The sequence below is a fragment of the Granulicella mallensis genome (assembly GCF_014203225.1).
GTDB lineage: Bacteria > Acidobacteriota > Terriglobia > Terriglobales > Acidobacteriaceae > Granulicella > Granulicella mallensis_A.
In genome coordinates this window covers 309,752-332,785 of sequence record NZ_JACHIO010000001.1, presented here as the reverse complement: position 1 = coordinate 332,785, position 23,034 = coordinate 309,752, and the positions used below count along the sequence as shown (strand labels likewise).

The 23,034-nt window shown below is 57.7% G+C and carries 15 protein-coding genes; 10 read left to right on the top strand and 5 right to left on the bottom strand.

The features are described 5' to 3' along the window. Positions 1 to 241 precede the first annotated feature (241 nt). Positions 242 to 1,720, top strand: coding sequence for an amidohydrolase family protein (locus HDF15_RS01200; protein WP_184252451.1), 1,479 nt, complete (start codon positions 242 to 244; stop codon positions 1,718 to 1,720). Positions 1,721 to 1,874: 154 nt separating this feature from the next. Next, the gene (locus HDF15_RS01195; protein ID WP_184252450.1) at positions 1,875 to 2,441 is read left to right on the top strand and encodes a hypothetical protein; all 567 of its coding nucleotides are present in this window, start codon (positions 1,875 to 1,877) and stop codon (positions 2,439 to 2,441) included. Between the two features lie 10 nt (positions 2,442 to 2,451). On the opposite strand, the gene HDF15_RS01190 is transcribed toward HDF15_RS01195, so the two are convergent. Both HDF15_RS01190 and HDF15_RS01185 read right to left on the bottom strand, forming a co-directional pair. Further along, positions 2,452 to 3,741, bottom strand: a complete 1,290-nt coding sequence (locus HDF15_RS01190; protein ID WP_184252449.1) for an amidohydrolase family protein — start codon at positions 3,739 to 3,741, stop codon at positions 2,452 to 2,454. A 109-nt stretch (positions 3,742 to 3,850) separates the two neighbouring features. Beyond that, entirely contained in the window at positions 3,851 to 6,073 is a 2,223-nt protein-coding gene (locus tag HDF15_RS01185; RefSeq protein WP_221314222.1) for a penicillin acylase family protein, read from the bottom strand. A gap of 172 nt (positions 6,074 to 6,245) precedes the next feature. On the opposite strand from HDF15_RS01185, the gene HDF15_RS01180 reads away from it, so the two are divergent. Genes HDF15_RS01180 through HDF15_RS01170 form a run of 3 tightly spaced genes read left to right on the top strand, consistent with a single transcriptional unit; the run spans position 6,246 to position 10,163 of the window. Continuing rightward, the gene (locus HDF15_RS01180) at positions 6,246 to 6,884 is read left to right on the top strand and encodes a (2Fe-2S)-binding protein (RefSeq protein ID WP_184252447.1); all 639 of its coding nucleotides are present in this window, start codon (positions 6,246 to 6,248) and stop codon (positions 6,882 to 6,884) included. Positions 6,885 to 6,900: 16 nt separating this feature from the next. Further along, the gene (locus HDF15_RS01175) at positions 6,901 to 7,905 is read left to right on the top strand and encodes a xanthine dehydrogenase family protein subunit M (RefSeq protein WP_184252446.1); all 1,005 of its coding nucleotides are present in this window, start codon (positions 6,901 to 6,903) and stop codon (positions 7,903 to 7,905) included. Between the two features lie 11 nt (positions 7,906 to 7,916). Next, on the top strand, positions 7,917 to 10,163 hold the full coding sequence (locus tag HDF15_RS01170; RefSeq protein WP_184252445.1) for a xanthine dehydrogenase family protein molybdopterin-binding subunit: 2,247 nt from the start codon (positions 7,917 to 7,919) through the stop codon (positions 10,161 to 10,163). 45 nt (positions 10,164 to 10,208) lie between these two features. On the opposite strand, the gene HDF15_RS01165 is transcribed toward HDF15_RS01170, so the two are convergent. Together HDF15_RS01165 and HDF15_RS01160 are read right to left on the bottom strand one after the other, a co-directional pair. Next, positions 10,209 to 11,186 carry a GNAT family N-acetyltransferase gene (locus tag HDF15_RS01165; RefSeq protein ID WP_184252444.1) on the bottom strand — a complete coding sequence of 326 codons (978 nt, stop codon included), beginning with the start codon at positions 11,184 to 11,186 and terminating at the stop codon, positions 10,209 to 10,211. Continuing rightward, positions 11,177 to 12,148, bottom strand: a complete 972-nt coding sequence (locus HDF15_RS01160) for a hypothetical protein (RefSeq protein ID WP_184252443.1) — start codon at positions 12,146 to 12,148, stop codon at positions 11,177 to 11,179. The genes HDF15_RS01165 and HDF15_RS01160 overlap by 10 nt, the downstream gene beginning before the upstream one ends. Positions 12,149 to 12,470: 322 nt before the next feature. Here HDF15_RS01160 and HDF15_RS01155 point away from each other — a divergent pair, with 322 nt between their 5' ends. The 5 genes from HDF15_RS01155 to HDF15_RS01135 all read left to right on the top strand — a co-directional run bounded on the left by HDF15_RS01155 (position 12,471) and on the right by HDF15_RS01135 (position 22,524). Further along, complete coding sequence (locus HDF15_RS01155; RefSeq protein ID WP_184252442.1) at positions 12,471 to 14,201, top strand: peptide-N4-asparagine amidase; 1,731 nt, start codon at positions 12,471 to 12,473, stop codon at positions 14,199 to 14,201. A gap of 377 nt (positions 14,202 to 14,578) precedes the next feature. Next, complete coding sequence (locus tag HDF15_RS01150) at positions 14,579 to 15,775, top strand: TIGR03118 family protein (protein WP_184252441.1); 1,197 nt, start codon at positions 14,579 to 14,581, stop codon at positions 15,773 to 15,775. Between the two features lie 878 nt (positions 15,776 to 16,653). Beyond that, positions 16,654 to 17,898, top strand: a complete 1,245-nt coding sequence (locus HDF15_RS01145) for an efflux RND transporter periplasmic adaptor subunit (protein ID WP_184252584.1) — start codon at positions 16,654 to 16,656, stop codon at positions 17,896 to 17,898. Positions 17,899 to 17,912: 14 nt separating this feature from the next. Then, a complete protein-coding gene (locus tag HDF15_RS01140) occupies positions 17,913 to 21,089 on the top strand; it encodes an efflux RND transporter permease subunit (protein ID WP_184252440.1) in 3,177 nt (1,058 codons plus the stop codon). Then, positions 21,082 to 22,524 (top strand): efflux transporter outer membrane subunit, encoded by a 1,443-nt coding sequence (locus HDF15_RS01135; protein ID WP_184252439.1) that lies wholly within the window; start codon positions 21,082 to 21,084, stop codon positions 22,522 to 22,524. Before HDF15_RS01140 ends, HDF15_RS01135 begins: the two co-directional genes overlap by 8 nt. Positions 22,525 to 22,734: 210 nt before the next feature. On the opposite strand, the gene HDF15_RS01130 is transcribed toward HDF15_RS01135, so the two are convergent. Then, entirely contained in the window at positions 22,735 to 23,028 is a 294-nt protein-coding gene (locus HDF15_RS01130; protein ID WP_184252438.1) for a hypothetical protein, read from the bottom strand. Positions 23,029 to 23,034 lie beyond the last annotated feature (6 nt).

Sequence of the window (23,034 nt, the reverse complement as noted above, 5' to 3'; positions counted from 1 at the left end):
TTTCTTTGTTTCGGTATTGGGGGACGTATGACAGACACGCTTCGCGCCGTTTAGAGCTGTTTCCCCTTTACTGTGGAGGGGTTCCTGGACCGCATCGCTCTTCACTCGACGTCTGTTTCCCATCCGGTTATTCTTCTGCAGAGTCTGTTGCGCCCGGTTTTCTACGCTGAGTCGCTACAGAGTCCCGCAGCCATAGATCGATCTACCTACTCCAGACCTTCGCCGCTCCAGAGGCTATACCATGCGCCGTCCGCTCCTCGCCGCTTTTGTGACACTTGCTGTTTCCGTCAGCTTCGCACCCACTTCCACGCAAGCCCAAACCCAGACGGAACGCCTAACCCCAGCGGCCCTCAAGCCCTTCCTTAAAGAAGACGCTCCCCTCCTCGTCCTCGAGCACGTCCGCGTCATCGACGGCACTGGCGCGGCGCCAGCAGAAGATCAGCGCATCGACATCGCCGATGGCAAGATCCTCCGCGTCCAGAGCGCCGTGCTCAAAGCCTCTTACCCGCCCAACGCGAAGGTTCTCGATCTCACCGGCAAGACCGTCATCCCCGGCCTCGTCGGCATGCATGAACACCTCTTCTACACCTCGCCCGAAGGAAGCCACACCGGTGTCTTCCTCCTTGGCGAGATGGCCGACAGCGCTCCACGGCTCTACCTTGCCAGCGGCATTACCACCGCCCGCACCGCCGGCAGCATCGAGCCCTACACCGATCTCTCCCTCAAAAAGAAGATCGACTCCGGCCTCACCCCTGGGCCCAAACTCCGCATCACCAGCCCCTATCTCGGCGGGTTGCTCAGCCGCATCCCGCAGCTCCACACCCTCACCGGCCCTGAAGATGCCGGCCGTACCGTCGACTACTGGGCCGACGAAGGCGTCACCTCTTTCAAGGCCTACATGGACATCACCCCCGACGAGCTCAAGGTCTCCATCGAGCACGCCCACGCGCGCGGCCTCAAACTCACCGGCCATCTTTGCTCCGTCGGCTTCCGCGAAGCCGCCGCGCTTGGCATAGACAATCTCGAGCACGGCATTATCGTCGACACCGAATTTTTCCCTGGCAAACAGCCGGGCATCTGTCCGCCCACCGGCGCGTCTGAAGACTTTGCCAAAAATGTCGACATTGAAGGCGCGCCCGTTCAGGCGATGATCCACGACCTCGTCGCTCGCCATGTCGCAGTCACCTCGACTCTTGCCGTCTTCGAGATCTCTGTTCCGAATCGCCCGTCTCTGCGTCAGGAAGCCCGCGCTCAGAGCGCGCTTACGCCGCAGGGTTGGACCACCTACCTTGCCACACGTAGCGCCATCGCCGAGCGCAACAGTCCTCTCGCCGCTGCGGCTCTCCAGAAAGAGATGCAGTTCGAGCGTGACTTCGTCAAAGCCGGAGGTCTGCTCATGGCCGGTTGCGATCCCACCTCCTTCGGCGGCGTTCTCCCCGGCTACGGCGACCAGCGCGAGCTCGAGCTCCTTGTCGAAGCTGGCTTCTCGCCGCTCGAAGCCATCCACATCGCCACCCAGAACGGCGCTGCCTTCCTCGGCGAAGACGCTACGATCGGCACGATCGCGCAGGGCAAAGCTGCCGACCTCGTCGTCCTCTCCGGCAACCCTGCTGTCGATATCAATGACATCGAAAAAGTTGACACGGTCTTTAAAGACGGACTTGGCTACGATCCCCTGAAACTTACGCAGTCCGTTCAGGGGCTCGTCGGTCTTCGTTAGGCTGGATCGCTAGAAGCTTTTGTCCTGCCGGACGGGCGCCCTGCGTGGGCAGCGGTCACTTCGTGACGTGTGGGACGGCTTCGCCGTGGTCCTTCCATTGGTCGGAACGAGGACTCTCTTCGACGAAGTGGCCAGTTCGTGATACCCCTACCCTATGCACATCGCTGGCTCCTGGATACTGCTCCTCTTCGTCGTCGCCGCCTCAGTCGCCATCCTGCTCGTGCTCCATCTCACACGGCTCGGTTACTTCATCCACCAGAAGATCCCCGACCGGCCGCATCGCCGTCTCTTCCTCGCCTCCATCAGCTTCTTCATCACGTTCCTCGCCGTCCGCCTGCTGGTCGCCTCTATCACCCACCACATCGGACCCTTCGGCTACGTCGAGATGGGCGGTCACCACATCCACCACCTTGTCTGGGGAATCCTCCTGCTCCTCATCTCCGGCTACTTCACCCTCGCCGAAGCCGGCACCGGTGACACCCCTATCTCTATTCTGGTCAGCCGCCTGCTCGCCCTAAGCTACGGCATCGGCGCCGCTCTTACGCTCGACGAGTTCGCGCTCTGGCTCAACCTCGACGCCCTCGCCTACTGGTCCCGCGAGGGACGCGAGAGTATCGACGCCGTCGTCCTCTTCGGAGCTCTGCTCGCCATCGGTACCTGGGGAGCACCTCTCTTCCAGCGCTTCGAGCACCTCACTCCAAAACAGCCCTCTAAGAGCTGATGCGGCGGCCTCAATCTTTGCGGAGAATCTCGCCGTTCTTCATGACGAAGGTTGGGTGGGTGAGGACGGTAATGTCGTTGAGTGGGTTACCCGCAACTGCAATGATGTCGGCGTAGAAGCCGGGCTTGAGCTGGCCGATGGCGTCGGACCAGCGCAGCAGCTTCGCACCGTTGATGAGGCCGGAGCGCAGGGTCTCCGCGGGGCTCATGCCATATTTCACCATCAGTACGTACTCGCGGGCCTGCGTGCCATGAGGGAAGGGGCCAACGTCGCTGCCGATGGCGAAGGGAACGCCGGCGGCCATCTGTTTCTTGAACTGCTCGGCGTGGAAGTCGAGCACCTGTTGGTCCTTCTCGCCGTCACCGGGATGGCGTGGGTGCTGGGCGAAGGCCTCCATCACAGCGAAGGTGGGCACGGCGTAGATCTGCTTGTCGCGCATGAGCTTCATGGTGGAGGGCAGAAGAAAGTAGGCGTGGTCGATGCTGGCGACGCCGGCCTCGGCGGCATAGGTTGCACCTGGTTCCCCGGTGCAGTGGACGCCGACGACGGAGCCGGTACGGTCGGCTTCGGTGACGGCGGCGGCGAGTTGGGCTTCGTTGTATTGATAGGGCGTGGTGAAGGTGCCTTCTACAAGATGGTCTCGGCCGGTCTCGTAGATTTTGGTGAAGTCTGCGCCTTCCTTGCGCTGTTCGCGCATCGTGGCGAGGATTTCGTCTGCGGTGTTAGCTATGTCGGCGTTGGAGAGGACATGCTGGGCGGGGTTGTAACCGATGGCGTCTTCGTGGCCGCCGAGGATGTCGATGGCGTTGCAGGAGACTCTCATACGCGGGCCGGGGATGAGGCCGTCGTTGATCGCGTTGCGCACGGCGACGTCGGCGCACTTGGCTCCTTCGGTACCCATGTCGCGCTCGGAAGTGAAGCCGGCCAGGACGTCGGCTTTGGCTGCTGCTGCGGCTTCAAGCGTGCGTTGCGGGACGGACTCCTCGACGGTCTGGAGGTCTTCGGCGCCGGGGTGCAGGAAGAGATGGACGTGCGCGTCGATGAGGCCGGGCATCAGCGTGGCGTTGCCGAGATCGATGACCGTAGCGCCATTGGGATGCGAGACGTGCTCGCCGGCTTCGCGGATGTGGTTGCCGACGATGAGAACCTCGCCTGGGGAGTCGACCTTGCCGGCGGCGACGTCGAGGATGCGGGCCGCGTGCAGAACGGTCGCGGTGGGCGCGGGTTGCTGGGCCGGCTGTTGTGCAGTGACAAGGAACGGAAAGAGAATCGGCGTCGCGGCAAGAATAAGAGATCTCATCTTGATTGCGAGGATAAAGCATGAGATCTCGTCAGCGACGAAGATTTACTCTTTGTGAGCCGATGCAGCCTAAGAGGAACTCTTCTATGTGCTCCCCGACGGCGCTCTTTTACTCATTCGGATGATAGGTCCGCTCTGTATGTCCTTTTAATTGCTCGGGGTAGAAGTAAATTTCGCGCAGATTGCCTGCGGCATATCGTTCAGCCTCGTCATCGAAGTGCTTCGACTTCGGATCGCCGCTCTCGCCGCCGGCGGTTACGGCCTTTGCCCGTACCTTGTCTCCGAACTCTACAACTGCGACAAAGCTATTACCGCTTGTGCCATACCACCGCTTCGTTCCCGGATACTGCCGCGCGCCAAACGACGCCAGCGATCCCCAGAGCGATGATGCAAACGGCACCGGGATGCTCGGCCCGGCATCGCTGAAGGGCTGCACGATGTCTCCGGTAAGACGCTGAAAGCGGTTGATCTGCCCCCAGGGTGTATGCCACGTTCCGAAGTCCGCCGCCAGGTTGTCCGAAGCTTGCGCCAAAGCCGTAAGCAGAACTTCAGCCGGGACTCTTGTCGCCACCCAATCCTCGCTGGGCACTAACGCCTCGTGCGCCGGACGGCCCACGGTCTTCATCATCTCCGTACCCCAGTACACAGCGATCGAGGTCGCCATCGACTCCGCGCTCCAGCGATCGTCCCAGCCACGCAAGAGTGCGATCTGACCAGCCAGACGCGTCTTCAGTGGAGCATCAGCCGGTAGCGAGTCGTACGCCGCGACCAGCGCGGGCACGGTCCGGGCAAACCATGGCAGATATGGGTCGTACGCCGCACGCATCAACCCATCCATCGAGAGATCCCGCCGCGGAGTCCCGTCCGGAGCCAGCACCCGTGTCGCATGCAGGCCACGGGCGGACTCGATTCCTTGCTCCACGTACGCCGGGTAATCCGCCTTGCGCAGCGAACTCGCGCCCGCGCCGTTCCAGGGCGAATCGTTCACGTTGAAAAGATATCCGCTCTTCGGATTCAGCAGATGCGGCGCCTGGTCTACCGTCATCAACCCCTTCCAGTTCGTCGCCGGATCGCTTCCATCCACCGGCCTGGTGTAATCGAACCGTGTATCGCGCAGGGGGATGAAGTTGCCGTGCCAGTATGCGATATCGCCATCGGCGTCAGCAAATACTGTGTTATTCGAGGCGTTCGCCTGGAGTTCTATGGTCTTTTTGTATTCGGCATAGTTTCGCGCCTTCGTGCGCAAATAACTCTGCTCCAGCGCGGCCACAGGAATATTCATGAGCTGGATCGTTACGAACTTATCGGCGTCCTTCCGGATCACTGGCCCATGCAGGGTGTACAGCGCCGTAAATGTCCGCGAGGCAAGGCCGTGAGGTGTCTTGTACTGAAGCGTGATCTGCTTCTTGGTAAACGGCCGGAGGGTGCCGTCATACAGATAGTTCAGCGTGTCGCCATTCCTGACCACCTTCTCCAGATACTCATCTACTGCGTCCACGTTGCTGGAGGTATGCATCCATCCGGCGCGGTCGTTGAATCCCTGGTAGACAAAGAACTGGCCCCACGTCACCGCCCCATACGCATCCAGTCCCTCATCGCTCGCCATCTGTAGCTCGCTGCGAAAAAAGAAGGAGGTATGTGGATTGATCAGCAAGAGCGCATGGTGATCTACCGTGTTACCGGGAGCAATGGCGAACCCATTCGACCCGCTCGGTTCCGGTATGAACCAGTCCGGTTCAGCCGCAAGCGGCTTTATCTGGACCGCACTAACGTCTGGGGTATGCACGCTGGACGGTTCGTAGAACCCCTTCAGCGCCTTCAAATCGACTTGTTCGATATTTCCGCCGATGCTGCCTTCCGTAAACGACAGCGCCATCCAAGGCTCAAACCGTGTCAACACCTTCGGCTTCCTGTCCGGATGTTGTGAAAGATAGAAGTTGATCCCATCGGCCAATGCATCCATCAGCCGTTTAAGCCATTCCGGGCTCGTGGCATAGTGGTGTCTCAACTCTTCAGGATCCAAAAACAGCCGCTGCCGCAGGTCCTGCCAGATTGCGTCTTCGCCCTGTGCTTCGGCCGTGCGCCCAAGCGAAGTGAGGTAATTCGTCTCGACACGGTTAAAGTCGTCCTCGCACTGCGCATAGATCATCCCGAAGACCGCATCTGCATCGGTCTTTCCATGCACATGCGCAATACCCCAGTCGTCGCGCACAATCGTTACCCGTGCCGCCTCGGCCTTCCATCGGGCCTGATCCGCGGCCGTTTGTTCCTGAGCCACAAGCAGTCCACCACTCCACACCAATACGCCCGCGAGTAACAGTGCTCTCCGCAATCTTTCCCTCCATTGAGTCTCGCGACTCGACAGCATCCATCACTAAACTAGCAGCCGCCGGGGTCGGATGCGACATCATGATGCGTGGCAGAGGAGGCAGGGTCTGTTTCACCTCTTGAGCCATTGTGAAATACTGTTTTGCATCGATCCGGATGCTTTCGGAGGGCGAACCATGGCAATCGACGAGCACGAGAACGAGCCGAAAACGTCTTTGGGCCGACTGACACGCCGGTCATTTCTGTCTCACGTTGGAGCGGCAACGGCAGCTACCGCAATAGCGCCTCTTGCATCCTCTTCCGCGTCAGCGGAGGCTGCTCCAACTGAAGCCGCATCGACAAAGATTCCCGGCACAGTCCCCATTACGCTTCGGGTGAATGGACAGTCTCATGCTGTGCAGGTCGATCCGCGAGCGACGCTGCTGGACACGCTGCGCGAGACCCTGCATCTGACCGGGACCAAGAAAGGCTGCGACCATGGCCAGTGCGGTGCATGTACCGTCCATGTGAACGAGCGCAGAATCAATAGCTGCCTGGCGCTCGCCGTGATGCAACAGAACGCCGAGATCACAACGATTGAAGGTATCGGCGGACCGGAAAATCTGCACCCGATGCAGGACGCTTTTGTGGAGCACGACGGTTTTCAATGCGGTTACTGCACGTCAGGACAGATCATGTCCGCTGTCGCCATGGTCAAAGAGCCCTGGGGGAAGACAGACGCAGACGTGCGAGAGGCGATGAGCGGCAACATATGCCGTTGTGGCGCTTACCCCAACATCGTTGCTGCCGTGCAGGCAGTTCGGCGCATGTCCTAGAGGAGGGTTATCGGCTATGGAACTCTTTCAGCTTGTCACCGCCAAGACGATTCCCGACGCCGTCAAGGCACAGGCGCAGTCGGCGACCGCACAGAACGGAGCGGACGTTCGCTTTATTGCGGGTGGAACGAATCTCGTGGACTACATGAAGTTGAATGTAGAGCGCCCACGTCAGCTTGTAGACATCAACGGTCTTCCGCTCGACAAGATAGAACGAACTTCGGAGGGCGGCCTGAAGATTGGCGCTCTTGCGCGGAATGCCGATGTGGCGCAGGACGCGACGGTGAAGGAACAGTATGCCGTCCTGTCCCAGGCTCTTCTCGCAGGAGCATCGCCACAGTTGCGAAACATGGCGACGACTGCAGGCAATCTCCTGCAAAAGACGCGTTGTGTGTATTACCGGGACACTGCATCGGCCTGCAACAAACGTCAGCCTGGTTCGGGTTGTTCTGCGATCGGCGGCTACAACCGTATGTTGGCAATCCTTGGCACCAGTGAGCACTGCATTGCTACAAATCCTTCCGACCAGAATGTTGCTCTGATGGCCCTCGAAGCGGTCGTGCACATCGAAGGCAAAAACGGCCAACGCGCTGTGCCTGTCTCGGAGTTCTATCTTCTTCCCGGATCGACCCCGGAGCGTGAGACGGTTTTGCAGCCGGGGGATCTGATTACCCACATCACGTTGTCCAAGCCAGTCGTTGGCGCAAAGAGCGGTTATCTGAAGTTGCGTGACCGTGCGTCCTATGAGTTCGCGCTTGCTTCAGCAGCGATCGTGATGAAAAAGGATGGAGATCGCATTACCTATGTTCGCGTGGCAATGGGTGGCGTAGGCACCAGGCCCTGGCGTGCCCTGGAAGCGGAAAAGGTGCTTATGGGCAAAGCCGCGACCGAGGCGAACTTCCGCGCGGCAGCCGAAGCGGCGCTGCATGGTGCCAGGCCACAGAGTCAGAACGGATTCAAAGTGGAGCTTGCCAAACGCTGCCTGGTGCACACCATGGGGCAGGTCAGCCAGATCGCATAGGAGGCGGAACGATGGATCAAATCAGCGAGTCGAAGATTATCGGGGTTGCAACTCGCCGCGTAGACGGTCCGTTGAAGGTGAGCGGCGCGGCGATGTATGCCTCCGACCACCACTTTCCGGGCCTTCTTTATGCCTGGCCGGTCTGTGCCACCATTGCAAAGGGTTCTATCGCAAACCTTGATAGCGCCCAGGCGGAGAAGATGACGGGAGTAGTCGCCGTCTACCATCGTGCCAACATCGGCAAGCTATATCGCGTGCCTCCAGCGGCAGGCATGTCTTTGATCCTCGACGAAAAACGTCCTCCGTTCGAAGATGACGAGATTCGTTACTACGGCCAATATGTAGCGGTCGTCGTGGCAAACACCGTCGAGCAGGCGCGAGCTGCCGCCGAGAGCGTAAAGGTCACCTACAACCGGGATAAACCCGATGCAAACAGCAAGCTATTAGGTTCACCGCTCACGACTGACAAGCCAGAGGAGAAGAGCAAACGCGGGGACACCGCTACGGCGTTGAAGAGTGCGAAGGTCAAAGTAGACGAGGTTTATACGACCCCCGTCGAGACGCACAATCCAATCGAGCTCCATGCGTCTGTTGCTGTCTACGACGGCCAGAAGTTCACTCTTTATGAGACCTCGCAGGCTGTCGTCAACCATCGTGACGTGCTTGCGCAGATGCTGGGTGTTCCTCCGGAGCAAGTACAGGTCATCACGCGGTTTCTTGGTTCCGGGTTCGGAGGCAAACTCTGGCCCTGGCCTCAGAGCGCTTTGGCAGCCGCGTGTGCACGCAACTTGAACCGTCCCGTCAAGCTCGTTGTGAGCAGGCAGATGATGTTTCAGAACGTCGGCCATCGGCCCGCTATCGAGCAGCGCATTCAGTTAGCGGCAGAACCCGATGGAAAGCTGACGGCGGTGCAACAGGATTACGTCAACCATACCTCGATGCTGGATGACTACGATGAAGGGTGCGGTGAGATTACACCGTTCATCTATAGCACTCAGAATTTGCTCGTAACGGGCGGATTGGCGCGTCGAAACGTTGGCAATCCCACGGCGATGCGCGGACCTGGTGCAGTCCCTGGACTGTTTGCATTGGAGTCCGCGATGGACGAGTTAGCCGTCAGCCTGAAGATGGATCCTGTCCAGTTCAGACTTAAAAACGAACCGGAGATGGATGAGAGTCTGAACATTCCATTTTCCTCGCGGCACATGAAGGAGTGCCTGACGGTCGGTGCTGAAAAGTTTGGCTGGTCCAATCGCACACCGCAGATCGGCTCTATGAAAAAGGACGGGGTCACTCTCGGATGGGGAGTTGCTGCCTGTTCCTGGCTTGCAGCGCGTTCGGAGACCCAGGCGAGCGTAGAGCTGCGACAGGATGGCTCTGCACGTGTTGCGTGCGGCACGCAGGATATTGGAGGCGGCACTTATACGGTGCTGGCTCAGATTGTGAGTCACGAGACCGGCATCCCTGTCAGCAAGATTGACGTCGTGCTTGGAGATTCAGCGCTTCCTTCTGGCCCGATCTCCGGAGGCTCCTGGGTGACAGCTTCAGTGACACCCGCTGTCCTTGAAGCTGCACAGAAGGCAAGTCAGGCATTATTGCTCGTGGCCGTTAAGTCGGACGGGTCTTCCTTCAAAGGGAAGAAGCCCGAAGATCTAGAGCTTGCCGACGGCATGGTGCGCCAGAAAGGACAGGCTCAGGGCGCGGTTCCAATGGCAGAGGTCCTTCAAATAGCCAAGGTCAACTCCGTTTCTGGCCAGGGCAAATCGGAGGGAACACTCGAAGACTCGAAGCCCAAGTACTCCTTTCATTCCTACGGAGCACAGTTTGTAGAGATTGGTTGGCAACCAGAGATCGCACGTCTTCGTATCAACCGGGTCGTCACTGTCATTGATGCTGGACGCATCATGAATCCTCGACCGGCGCGGAACCAGATTGAAGGCGCAGTGGTGATGGGTATCGGTATGGCTCTGTTCGAGGAGACGATGTACGACAGCCGTTCCGGTGCTCCCATCAACAACAATCTTGCCGATTATGTGATGGCGGTCAATGCAGATACACCGCAGATCGAGGTCACTTTCCTGGACTATCCGGACTACAATCTGAATGCTCTTGGCGTCCGCGGAGTGGGTGAGATTGGACTGGCCGGTGTTGCCGCGGCGATTACCAGTGCGGTCTATCACGCGACTGGGATCCGTGTTCGCGATCTGCCGGTACGAATCGAAGATCTGCTTCCGATGCCAAAGGTCAACATCGCCTGATCGGGGCGGTATCCCCGGCAGTCTGATACGTAAGTCAGAGGTCGATTACATGCGGTCACCGGATTGGATGTCCCATTCTCCGGCAAACCAGGGACTCGCAGGGTTGAGGAGCGCATGGTGGTCAGGCTCCTGCAAAACTGTCGTCTGCAATGCCTGTCCCAGTCGCTCCCAATCGGTGACCATTACCGTGAGATAGCCAGGTTTTCTTTTGAAACCCATTGCCTCGCATTGTGCTGCGATGGCCGCATCGGTCGAAAAGGTGAAGAGTTTACGTCCCTTGGATAGGGCAGCGGCGCGAAGCTCGTTCAAGAGCTGAAGCGCGGATGTTTGTGAGGGTGCCCACCAGGCCAGGATTCTATCGGTCGTTGGATTCCTATCGATGACGGCGAAGGCTCCTGATGCGTTGCGAACGATTTCTACGCTTCCGGGACGATCGATGAACTGTCCTTTCCAGTCTTCAAGGCTGGAGTAGTCGAAGCGGCATTTTCCCTCGTGATCTTTCGCCCAAAACGCGACAGCTTCGGAAAGCTCCGCATCCTTGAAAAGGACAAGCCCCGAAGCAGCTTTCTCTTCAGGCCGGGAAGCCTCGAGATCGGTAAATAAATAGGAAGTCGGAACGGGCGCCGCTCCCGCCTTCAGTAGTTGCCTGCAGCTCGGATTGTCCTCTGTCACGAAAGCCAACAGCAAAGCTCCTCCGCGCTCCCGCGTAATCGCCACCGACTCCTCGATGATGCGTGCGAAGCATCCACGACCACGGGCAGCGGGCAGCGTCCACGATCCCGTCATGATGCCTGCCCGGACCCTGCTGCCGTTGGGCAAGACGACGCTGCGGTAGCTAACGGCTGAACCCGCCAGTAGTTCGTTCTCTTCGCGGAGCACCATCAGATCCGGCATGGGATCAGGAGCCAGCCCACGCCGAAAGGCCCACTGAGCCATCTGCCTATCGCCCCAGCCGGGGAAGCAGGCGTTCAGGCAGCGGAGATATTCTGAGTCCAGGTCTGGAGGATTGATTTCTACGCGCATACCGGTAGCTCGCTAGTTCTTCGTTCGTTGACGCAGGCCGTGATTTCCGCCATCGATGTCCACCAGAGGCGGTTGCCGTATCGCCGGTCCAGTTCTGTAAACACGAGGTCGAGATAGTTGCGATAAAGATCGTCCATACCGTCAAGCATGATGTGGCCGTAGGTGTTCTTGATGATATGAGCCTTGATGGCCACCAGTCCGTTGTTTTCGATGATCTCGAAGGCTCGTTCGATGGGTGAGGTGGCCTGAAAATTGCTGCTGAAGTGTAAAAGCCGGCCGCCCTGGAGCGATTCAGGGTAGAGCCATTCCGGATGGATCAGAGAGACGCCCTGCACGCCACTCATGGCCGTAACCGCGCCGGATGCGATGGGTGTACGGATATCGCGGGTAGGGGCGACAAATTGCAGGCCCTGGGCCAGCATGGCAGAGCCGAGGTCGTCGTTGTAGGCCCATGCGGGTGGGCACATTCCGGGCGAGAAGGGAAGACTCGCTTCGCGGAAGATGGAGATCATTTCGGAGAGCATCGCATCGCATTCGGCGCGGTCTTTGCCGAGGAATTCCATGGGAATCTGCTTGCCCTTACGGATGTGGTGGAGACCATGCAGGGAAACATCCGTACGTGGAAGGCTTTTGAGATAGGCAACGAATTCGGGATGGCGGCTGAGACGCATCTCGCCCAGGGGACGGACCTTAGTGAGGTAGATGGAGTCTCGCAGAATAGGAATTTGGGCCAGCAGAGGGCGTGTGACATGCGGAGCAAGCTCCCGCCAGTCGGCAGTAACGAAGAGTGTGGCGCGGAGCTGAGGGTGGCGCTCCAGAAGCCATTGGACGTGGCCTAGAGCACCTTTCTCCAGGTCGCCGCCGGCTTCGTAAGCATCGCTGCTTTTGCCAGGGTGAATGTCGTCGATAGTGAAACAGATAGCCGCCTGTTTCTCTGCGGGCAGCCACTGCGGTATCTCCACTCACGCCTCCCGGATGCTTCGTCTTACCGTCTCGACGTGCCTGGACACATTCACCATACCAAAAGGGATTGCTGTACGCGGGATGGACGCTCAAATGTCCGAATTCTGACGGAACCCCATATCTACCAACTAAAGCGCACGGGGTGCGACTGTAGGGGGTATTGGCCAGGGGCTTCTGGATGCGAAGCAAAAACGATGCAACGTTTTCTGAGATCACCTGAAACCTCCACATTTATTCACTATTGTGAACTTTTAGCAATATAGTAGTCATCGTTGAGATCATTGTGGTATTGTTCTGCCGCAGTCCAAGGATGATCTCCCAATGAATAAAACAGCAGTTGGCTTGCGTGTCTTCAACCCCCTCCCCTCCGTCTCCAAGCTCCTTTTACTCGCCTCTGTATTTTGTGGCGCTGCCTCCGCGCAGGTCGTCCTCGCTCCGTCAAACCCGCAGATTGGCTCTTCCAATCCCGTTAGTGCGGAGCCGCTGGTCACGCGGCCAGACACCAAACCCTGCATTGTTTCGCTGCTCTCCAATGCGCCGTTTGCCAGCTTCAACGGCGCGCCGCTCACCTACACCCCTCCCGCCGACTGCCCCGGGCCATGGGCCAAGGTCGTTCTCACGGCAGATTTCACCGTATCGTCCGGGAACCAATTCGATCGCAGCGCCTGGTTCTATCTTGGCGACGTCAACATCTTCTACGGCACTACCGCAGAGCCCCGCAGCAATCTGAGCCCCTCCTGGCACGTCGAGCGTGACCTCACCGATCTCACGGCCTTTTTCAAGACGCCGCAGACCGGCCTCGCCAGCATCGGCAACATCGTCAACTCCGTTGACACCAGCACGATCTTCGCGAGCGCGGCGCTCGAATTTTACCCTGTCGCCCGCTTTACCCCGGCTCCCGTCGTGCCGGACATCATCGTGCCGGTAAGCGTCGGCAACGGCCCCGCCACGCTCAACACCACTACCGATCAGGTCACCCAGACCCTCAACCTGCCGCGAAACGTAGAGAAGGTCTACCTCGACGTCTTCGCGCAGAACCAGTCCAACGATGAGTTCTATTACTTGTGCGTGCCCAACGACCAGACCGGCACGCTGGAGAGTTGCGGCAACACCGCGTTCCGCGAGACCGAGATCACCATCGACGGCAAACCCGCCGGCGTCGCGCCGGTCTTCCCCTTCATCTTCACCGGTGGCATCGATCCCTTCCTCTGGGAGCCCATCACCGGCGTGCAGACGCTTAACTTCAAGCCCTACCGAGTTGACCTCACACCCTATGCCGGCGTGCTCGGCGATGGCAGCCAGCACATCGTCGGCATCAGCGTCTTCAACGCCAACACCCTCTTCCTCGCCACCGCGAACATGCTCGTCTTCACTGACCATGGCAGCAAAGAGGTCAGTGGCGGTCTGATCGGCAACGCTCTCAGCGCTGCTCCAACCCCACAGGTGAACGAAAACCTCACGACCAGCACCAGCGGTGTAGTCACGGGCACAGTCGCGGTCGGTTCTGACCGGTCTTTCACCATCAGCGGCTTCGTCAACACCTCGCACGGCCGTGTAGAAACGACGGTTGAGCAGCAGGTCAACTTCCTCAGCACGCAGACCTTCAACGTCAATCCGAATACAGGCGGTGACGTGCAGAACGCCGTTCAAGCCAGTACCGTCGATTCAAAGACCACCACGCGGAGCGGCATTCTGGTGGAAACGGAGTCCAGGCATGTGTCGTACCCGTTGACGGTGAACTTCTCGTTCATTGCCAATGCTAACGGGACCTTCACGCAGGCAACGACGGCGAACCAGCAGAACCTGATGACTGAGTCGAAGACCCTCAACGGATTCCCGCTCTTCGAGAGCAATACGCAGGAGCAGGTCAACTCCAACGACACGTTGCAGTTAAACGCCAGCGAGAACCTCACGGCTGCGGCAGGCAAATCGAGCGCGTCCTATCAAAGCAACGACTCGCTGGGTAACTGCTTCAGCCGTTCGCTTACAGCCGAGAACCAGGTGCTGACGTCTGTCACCGACGGTAAGGGCTGTCACGAACGACGCTTCTAGCACGTACATTCGGCAGGACAGAATCTTTAACGGATATGTCCTGCTTCGCCATTCGGCAATCGAAAACAGTCCGCGGGATTTATTCTCCGAGTTCTCATTCAGCGATGCATTGCTGAATGAGAACTCGGAGTTTATGTCTGCATTTCGGCAGGTGATGGCTTCTTCTTCGCTTCACAAATCCTTATGCCTGCGATCGAGCATTGGAGGACAAAGTTATGACATTACGCTGACAACAAGAGTCGATCGGCGGGAATAAGCTCGGGGTGGATTTTTCTGTCACTCCCCGCATGCCTGAAAATCCAGCCAATGATCCGACGCTGTCGGCGATGAGGCGGCACCCCAATGGCGGGGCCTTACACAGCTTCGGGAGATCCGTGATGAAGACGTTCCTGTCCCTGGCCTCAATCGTATTGTCGGCCTCGTTTGTTGGACCATTCGCCAGCGCTCAGCATTACACTCAAGTCAATCTCGTCGCCAACGTATCTGGCGTAGCCCCTGTTACCGATCCCCATCTCATCAATCCGTGGGGACTCTCTCGAACTTCCGGTAGCCCTTGGTGGATCTCCGATAACGGGACTGGCCTTAGCACTCTTTACAACGGCGCCGGAGCAATCACTCCACTCGTCGTTACGATCCCGAAGGCCAATCCCAACAGCAAGACCTTCCCCACAGGCACTCCCACCGGAACGATTGCTAACGCCAGTCCGACCGACTTTGTTCTGGCTCCGGGCGCGGCTGCTGACTTTCTCTTTTCCACCCTTGACGGCACTATCTCCGGCTGGAACCCGAACGTCGGCGTAGCTGCAGGCGGGGCGCCGGGATCTTCGACGAACGCCGTCATCGTAGTCAAGACTACGGATGGTTCCAGTTACACCGGGCTTACCAGTGCTCTCATTAACGGTAATCGCTATCTCTACGCCGCCAACTTCAACAAAGGTACTGTGGATGTTTACAACAGTGCCTTTCAAAGAGTTACTTTGCGGCCGAACCGAGACGGTGATCGAGACGACGAAAATAACAAGCCGTTTACTGACGATCGTCTGCCCCGAAACTTCGTGCCCTTCAACGTACAGGCCATCGGCAACGACATCGTCGTCACTTTCGTTCTCCACCAGGAAGGTAAGCAATTAGAGACTGACGGTCCCGGTCTTGGCTACGTCGATATCTTCTCCTCTGATGGTCAACTCCTTCAACGCCTCGAGCACGGCGACTGGCTCAATGCTCCCTGGGGCGTAGCCCTGGCGCCGCTCGACTTCGGCATCTTTAGTCACGACCTGCTCGTCGGGCAGTTTGCTGGCGCAGGCTCGTCCGAGGGGAGCGGAACGATAGCCGCTTACGATCTCGCCACCGGTAAGTTCATCGGTTTGGTACAGGACGCAAGCGGAAAACCGCTCTCCATTAACGGCCTCTGGGCCCTCAGCCCCGGCAATAGTGCCGCACCAGGCAGCTATGACCCCGCTGCCTCACCCGCGGCAGAACTCTATTTCAGCGCTGGACCAGACAAGGGCACTGGTGGGCTCTTCGGCTACCTCAAACCCGTTGCCACTGAACTGACAGTAGGCAACGACCAGTAATCGACGCTTCATTCATCATTGACTTGCGAAGCCCGGATCTCAGGTTCGAGATCCGGGCTTCGTTCGCGAAAAATGCTGGCTACAAGAGCAAAAAAGAGGGCAACGACCGCAGGCTCTATAGGAATCTGGGTGGAGGTCGTTCGTGCTTTTGTAAGCCAGGTCCAGGCTCTGGTCGCGATCATCTGATCCCGCCAGCACGACGCCAGAAGTTCGCTAATGCGAAGTCCCATCCCGGCGTCCAGTAAAGCGAGCGTCCGTTCCCGAACGGCGAGCTTGATCGGGTTTCGATCAATCCATTCGTATCGCATCGCGTGTGAAGAGTGCGCTCTCAGGTGTCGCCCATGCGCAAGGCACGATGGATTTCTCCGGGGCGCATACCCTCATGGAACTTTCAAAACGACGAGGTAGACGAGCAGGTTAGGATCGGCTTTTCGAAGCTGCGCCAGACGCATGTTCAGTATGCCAACTATGCATGCTGTCCAGGCAGTGTCACGTCATTCAATAGGGGTAATCTGAAAACTCTGGGGAAGAAATGGCAAAGACTGCGATAGAAATCGGTGCTTCCGGCGGTATCGGGGGGAGCGATTCCAAGGCGGCTCGTCGCAGATGGATTTTCGGTCGTTGCGCACTGCTCGGGTAACTCCGCCAAGTCGGACGAGGCTGTTGAAGAAATCAAGAAGGCTCGAAAAAAGTCTATTAACACTGATGAATTCACTACGAGATCAAAGAGGAAAGACATGATGAACCTAAGAATCGCCCTCCGAGTCGTAGACATTGAGAAGGAAGATTCCACCGATGATCTTGCTCACCGGTATTTTGCTCGGAAAGCACAAACATGCGGCGATTTCTGGAGCAGGATCTGTGTGGCTAATCAGAATATGAGCCGGAAGCGCCCGGCGGACACCCGCGATCCGTATTTGGTCGGCCTTGCTCTCTTCGCACGTCGGAGTTCGTTCAGGCAGCTTCTGCTTGCCTGCACCTGTGCTGGGATCTTGGTAATCCCTCTTGCGGGATGTAAGTCGGCGGTCGATAAGAAGCCGCCGTCACCGGCAGTTGTAGAAGCCGCTGCGGTCGTGCCCAAGCCGATTCGTCTATCTGACGACTTCAACGGCCGTGTCGCATCCATCAATTCTGTAGATGTGCGGGCCAGGGTGACAGGCTACGTAGATAAGGTTGCGTATCGAGAGGGAGACAACGTAAAGCGCGGTGACCTGCTTTTCATCATCGATCCGCGGCCTTACCGCGATGCTCTCGACAGTGCAAAGGCAAGTCTGGAGCGCGAGCGGGCTGCGGCGGCATTCGCGGCTATTCAGGCAAAAAGGGCACAAGTACTGAATGCTTCCAAGGCGATTTCGCAGGAAGAGTATCAGAACCGTGACTCCGATCTCTCCCAGAGCACTGCTCGTGTGCATGAAGCGGAATCTGCTGTTGCAACGGCAGAACTCAACCTGTCTTTTACGGAAGTACGATCGCCTGTTGCTGGACGAACCAGCCGGGCGCAGCTTACGCGAGGAAACCTTGCACAAGCCGATCAAACGGTGCTAACCACCGTCGTGTCCCAAGATCCTGTCTATGTGTACTTCGATTGCGATGAGCAGAGTTATTTACGTTTTCAGGAGAGAGTACATCGCGGAAGCGGAGTGAGTTCGGCGAACCCAGTGCATGTCGCGTTGGCGAATGAGACCGGCTTTCCTCATGCCGGCAGGATTGATTTTCTCGACAACGAGGTCAATCCATCGACGGGGACAATTCGTGCCCGCGTCATACTTCCCAATTCTGACCATCTTCTCACTCCAGGCCTCTATGCCCGCGTTCAGCTTGAGAGCACCGGCACTGTGCAGGCGCTTCTGGTGGATGACAAAGCGATTCTTACCGATCAGGACCAGAAGTATGTGTATGTAGTGGGCCCCGGTAATGTGGCACAGCGCAAAAATGTTGTAACGGGAAGCATGGCGGATGGCCTGCGTCTGATTCAATCCGGTCTTGCCCCAGGAGACAAAGTGATCGTCGGTGGATTGCAACAGATCTATTTCCCTGGTGCTCCTATCGCTCCCCAGGAAGTCGCAATGGGATCTGTGACTGCCAGCAGCACCTCCACTCCTGCTCAGGAAGCCCGCAAGTAAGAAAGAGCCAGATCATGGATTTCTCGAAATTCTTTATTGACCGGCCGATCTTCGCAATCGTTCTATCTATCGTCATTTTTTCGCTCGGGCTCATTGCTATCCCTATGCTTCCATCCGGGGAATATCCCGAAGTCATCCCGCCGAGCGTAGTGGTCCGTGCTACCTATCCTGGTGCCAATCCAAAGGAGATCGCCGAATCGGTGGCGGAACCTCTCGAAGAGGCGATCAACGGTGTTGAAGGCATCATGTATATGAAGTCTGTCGCCGGCTCAGACGGCAGCCTTCAAGTCGTGGTCACCTTTCGGCCTGGGGTCGATCCAGATACTGCAGCCGTGCGCGTGCAAAACAGGGTCAGCCAGGCGCTTTCGCGATTGCCGGATGAGGTGCGGCAGTTCGGCGTAACCACACAGAAACAATCTCCCACGCCGCTCATGTACGTGAGCTTGTACTCTCCCGACAAACGTTACGACTCACTGTACCTGCGCAACTATGCGGTCCTGCATATTAAGGACGAGTTGTCGCGCCTACCCGGTATCGGTGATGTCCAGATGATCGGTTCTGGCGATTATGCGATGCGTCTCTGGCTCGACCCGAACCAGCTCGCCTCACGCCGTCTCACGGCCGCCGATGTGGTCAACGCTGTGCGCGAGCAGAACGTGCAAGTGTCAGCAGGCCAGCTTGGAGCCGAGCCCTCGCCGAAGACAACCGAACTTCTGATCTCGATCAACGTGCGAGGCCGCCTCCGTAGTGAACAAGAGTTTCGAGACATCGTCCTCAAAGATGGCGGGGACGGCCAGATCGTGCACCTCTCCGATGTAGCGCGGGTGGAACTCGGCGCCAGCGACTACACCATGGATATGTACTCCGACCGCCAAAAAGCTGTAGCGATCGGGATATTCCTTACCCCCGGGGCCAATGCTTTAGGGGTCGCTAACGCGGTGTATAAACGGTTCCGCGAGTTATCTGCGGACTTTCCTCCCGGCATTGCCTACAAACCCATCTGGGATCCCACTGTGTTCGTGCGCGAATCGATTCGTGCGGTTGAGCATACGTTGATCGAGGCTGTGGTGCTGGTAGTGCTGGTCGTGATTCTGTTCCTGCAGACCTGGCGCGCGTCCATCATTCCGCTCATTGCGGTGCCAGTCTCTATAGTTGGCACATTTGCGTGGCTCTATTTGTTGGGTTACTCGATTAACACACTGACGTTGTTCGGCATGGTGCTTGCGATCGGCATCGTCGTCGACGATGCGATTGTTGTGGTTGAGAATGTCGAGCGCAATATCCAGGAGGGCTTAAATCCGTGTGCTGCTGCCCACCAGGCGATGAGAGAAGTATCCGGACCCATCATTGCGATTGCGCTGGTGCTCTGCGCGGTGTTCGTGCCTATGGCGTTTCTCTCTGGCGTCACCGGCCAGTTCTACCGGCAGTTTGCGGTAACCATCGCGATCTCTACCGTGATCTCCGCCGTCAACTCACTGACTTTGTCTCCGGCGCTCGCAGCACAGTTACTCAAAGGGCACGATGCGCCCAAAGATGTGTTGGCTCGCGGCATCGAACGGGTCTTCGGCTGGCTGTTCCATCCGTTCAATCGCTTCTTTGAGCGTAGCTCGGAGAACTATCACGGTTCGGTCGGGCGCACACTACGTCACCGTGGAGTTGTGTTCGGCGTATATGCATTTTTGCTGGCCACGACCGCGTTCTTGTTCAACAAGGTGCCGGGAGGATTCATTCCAACCCAGGACAAACTCTATCTTTTCTCCGGAGCCAAGCTGCCTGAAGGTGCTTCGCACGCTCGCACCAACGAGGTAACGAGCAAGATGATTGAGGTCGCGCACAGCGTTGATGGTGTCGAGATGGTGGCCGCCAACTCAGGCTTCAGCGCCCTGCAGCAAGTCAATACACCTAATCTTACAGTGGCTTACATCATCCTCAAGCCGTTCGATGAGCGCCGTCGCAGCGCAGCGGAGATCAACAAAGAACTGAACGCCAAGTTTGCGAACATCAAGGAAGGCTTCACCTATGCCTTGATGCCTCCACCCATTCAGGGTCTCGGCAATGGCTCGGGCTATTCGCTTTATCTGGAAGATCGAGCCGGGCTTGGGTATGGTGCTCTGCAGAATGCGTTGAACACGTTCCAGAGTGCCGTCGCGCAAACCCCGGGGATGACTTTTCCCGTCAGCTCCTACCAGGCCAACATCCCACAACTCGAAGTCAAGGTGGATCGGGTTAAGGCTAAGGCGCAGGGGATTGCGTTATCCGATCTATTTGACACTCTGCAGACCTATCTTGGTTCGGTCTATATCAACGACTTCAATGTATTTGGGCGCGTCTACCGGGTCATGGCGCAGGCCGATGCCACCCATCGCCAGCGAGCGGAGGACATCGGCAATCTGCGTGTGCGCAATGCGCACGGTGAGATGGTGCCAATAGGTTCGATCGTGACAGTAGTACCGAGCTACGGGCCTGATCCGGTCATGCGTTATAACGGCTACCCGGCCGCCGATCTTATCGGAGACTCCGATCCTAAAATGCTTTCCTCCGGACAGGTGGTCACCAAACTTACGGAGATCGCGAACAAGGTCCTGCCCCGTGGCATCGTACTCGAGTGGACAGACTTGAGCTATCAGCAGGTAACACAAAGCCATGCGGCGGCCGTGGTCTTTCCACTCGCTGTAATGCTGGCCTTCCTCGTGCTCGCCGCTCTATTTGAGAGCTGGACATTGCCGCTTGCAGTCATCCTGATTGTGCCTGTGTGCATGTGCGCGGCACTTCTTGGCGTGTGGCTCACGGATGGCGACAACAATGTATTCGTGCAGGTGGGTCTCGTCGTTTTGATGGGCCTGGCCTGCAAGAACGCGATCCTCATCGTTGAGTTTGCACGAGAGTTAGAGATTCAGGGCAAGAGCATCGTCGAAGCCGCGCTCGAAGCCTGTCGCATGCGTCTGCGTCCGATTGTGATGACCTCGATCGCCTTTATCGCCGGTTCCGTCCCATTGCTCCTGGGGCACGGCGCCGGCAGCGAAGTTCGTGCCGCAACAGGCATTACTGTCTTCTCTGGAATGCTCGGTGTGACCTTGTTTGGTCTCTTTCTGACTCCGGTATTTTATGTAGCACTGCGTACCTGGACGAAGAAAAAGCTTAGCGAAGTAACGGAAGAGTCTTGCGGAGGAGTGGGGGTGAGCAATGCTTAATCGCAAATCAATTCTGGCGACGGTGCTCTCGCTTGGGCTCACCGGGTGTTCCGTTGGCCCTCATTACAAGCAGCCAACGCTTGTATTTCCGCAGCAGTTCACCGCTCCCGATACCGCGTCTGTTGATGTTAGCCCCCACGCAGACGCGGATGATCCGGAGTTCTGGCATAGCTTCCATGACCCGGAGCTCAGCTCGCTTGTGCAGCGTTCACTCACTGCGAACAACGATCTGCGCGCCGCGCTGGCTCATTACGACAGCGCCAATGCCTTATTGCGTGAAGCAAAGTTTGACCGCTATCCCACCGTAACGATGAGCACGAGCGTGGGAAGACAGAAGTTCGGCGCTGACCAGGCGTTTGGCTATCCGCGAAATAATCGCTTTTTTACCCCAGGGATCAATGCAAGTTGGGAACTCGATTTCTTTGGTCGCGTTCGTCACAACATAGAGGCGCAACGCCAGCAGACTCTTGCGGATGCAAGTAACCTTGCGGCGATGCAGGTTACCGTGGTTGGAGAAGTCGCGAGCACTTATATAGATCTCCGTGGACGGCAGGAACTTCTTCGGATCGCGCGTGAGAATGTTGAGAACGAGCAGGAAACAGTACGGCTGGTTGAGGCAGCTTACTCAGCTGGCAGAGGAACAGAGTTCGATACGTCGAGAGCACGCGCTCTTCTGGAGACGACGACCTCGCGCATTCCGGAGCTGCTCTCTGCGATCGCACTCGATGAGCACCGCCTTGCCGTGCTATGCGGGCTCTCCCCAGAGGCTCTCGTCTCTGAGCTTGAAGTGGTAAAGCCACTACCTGACCTTCCTCAACGTATCGATCCCGGAACACCGGCCGATCTTGTGCGTCGCCGCCCCGATGTAAGCGCGTCAGAGGAACGACTTCATGCTGCAACAGAACAAATCGGTATTGCTACTGCCGATCTTTTCCCGCGTGTCAACTTCGCGGGCCTTCTTGGATTGAACGAGTTTCATGGGGATACACCGTTTGATGGAGTCAGCGCTGTGAATCTGGCGGCATTGAACATCGATTGGTCTTTTCTTGATACAGGAAGAGTTCGCGCTCGAATCGCAGCCAAGCGGGCCGACGGCGATGCACAACTTGCCCAGTATCAGCAGTCGGTTCTCCTGGCTCTTGAGGATGTAGAGAACGCTCTGGTGAGCTATACGAGGTCACAGGATCGTGACGTTCAACTCCAGCTCGCGGCCAACGATAGTAAACGTGCAGCCGATCTTGCCAGTGTTCGTTTTAAGAATGGAGCTACCGGTTTACTGGATTTGCTGGACGCGCAGAGAGTACAACTGCAGGCCGAAGACGCTTCTGCGGAAAGCCATTCCAACAGCGCCATCTCTGCCGTTCTACTGTACAAATCGCTTGCCGGCGGATGGCCACAACATCTTCCTCCGGCTGCGAGGAGCGGAAGGCCCTGAGGCATACTCACTACGCAGCGCTCGCGAGCCGCCGGATTTTGCAGTCATCCAGGAGGCCCTGCTGTCACTGGAAGAAAAGATCGATGGATTGGGATAACTCTCCGGTTTGCGTAGTTCACACTGCGTAATGCCAATGTATTTGCAGGGTGATTTGAATCTCTCTCCCTCTGCAACAGATTTCTATTGTTCGTGCCGGTTTTTCAGGGCCGGCTATTTATTAGACAACCGGTACTGCCGAACAGCAACGATATCGGCATGCATGGGAACCTCGTCCACGATCCTGATGTGGAGGATCAATTCGTAAGCATCCTCATGGCTGGATGAAGCGATCTTTTGCCGGATATGCATCAGGGTAGCGGGATCGCAGAGATATTCCACGGCCGCCTCGGTTCCGATCGTAGTCGTTCCCGCCGCCACAAGTGCTTCGTGTGTGGCATCAATGGGCATACGGGTGATCAGGGCATAGTCGTCGATCAGCGGATGATCCGGGGTATTGCTGGCCATGTACAT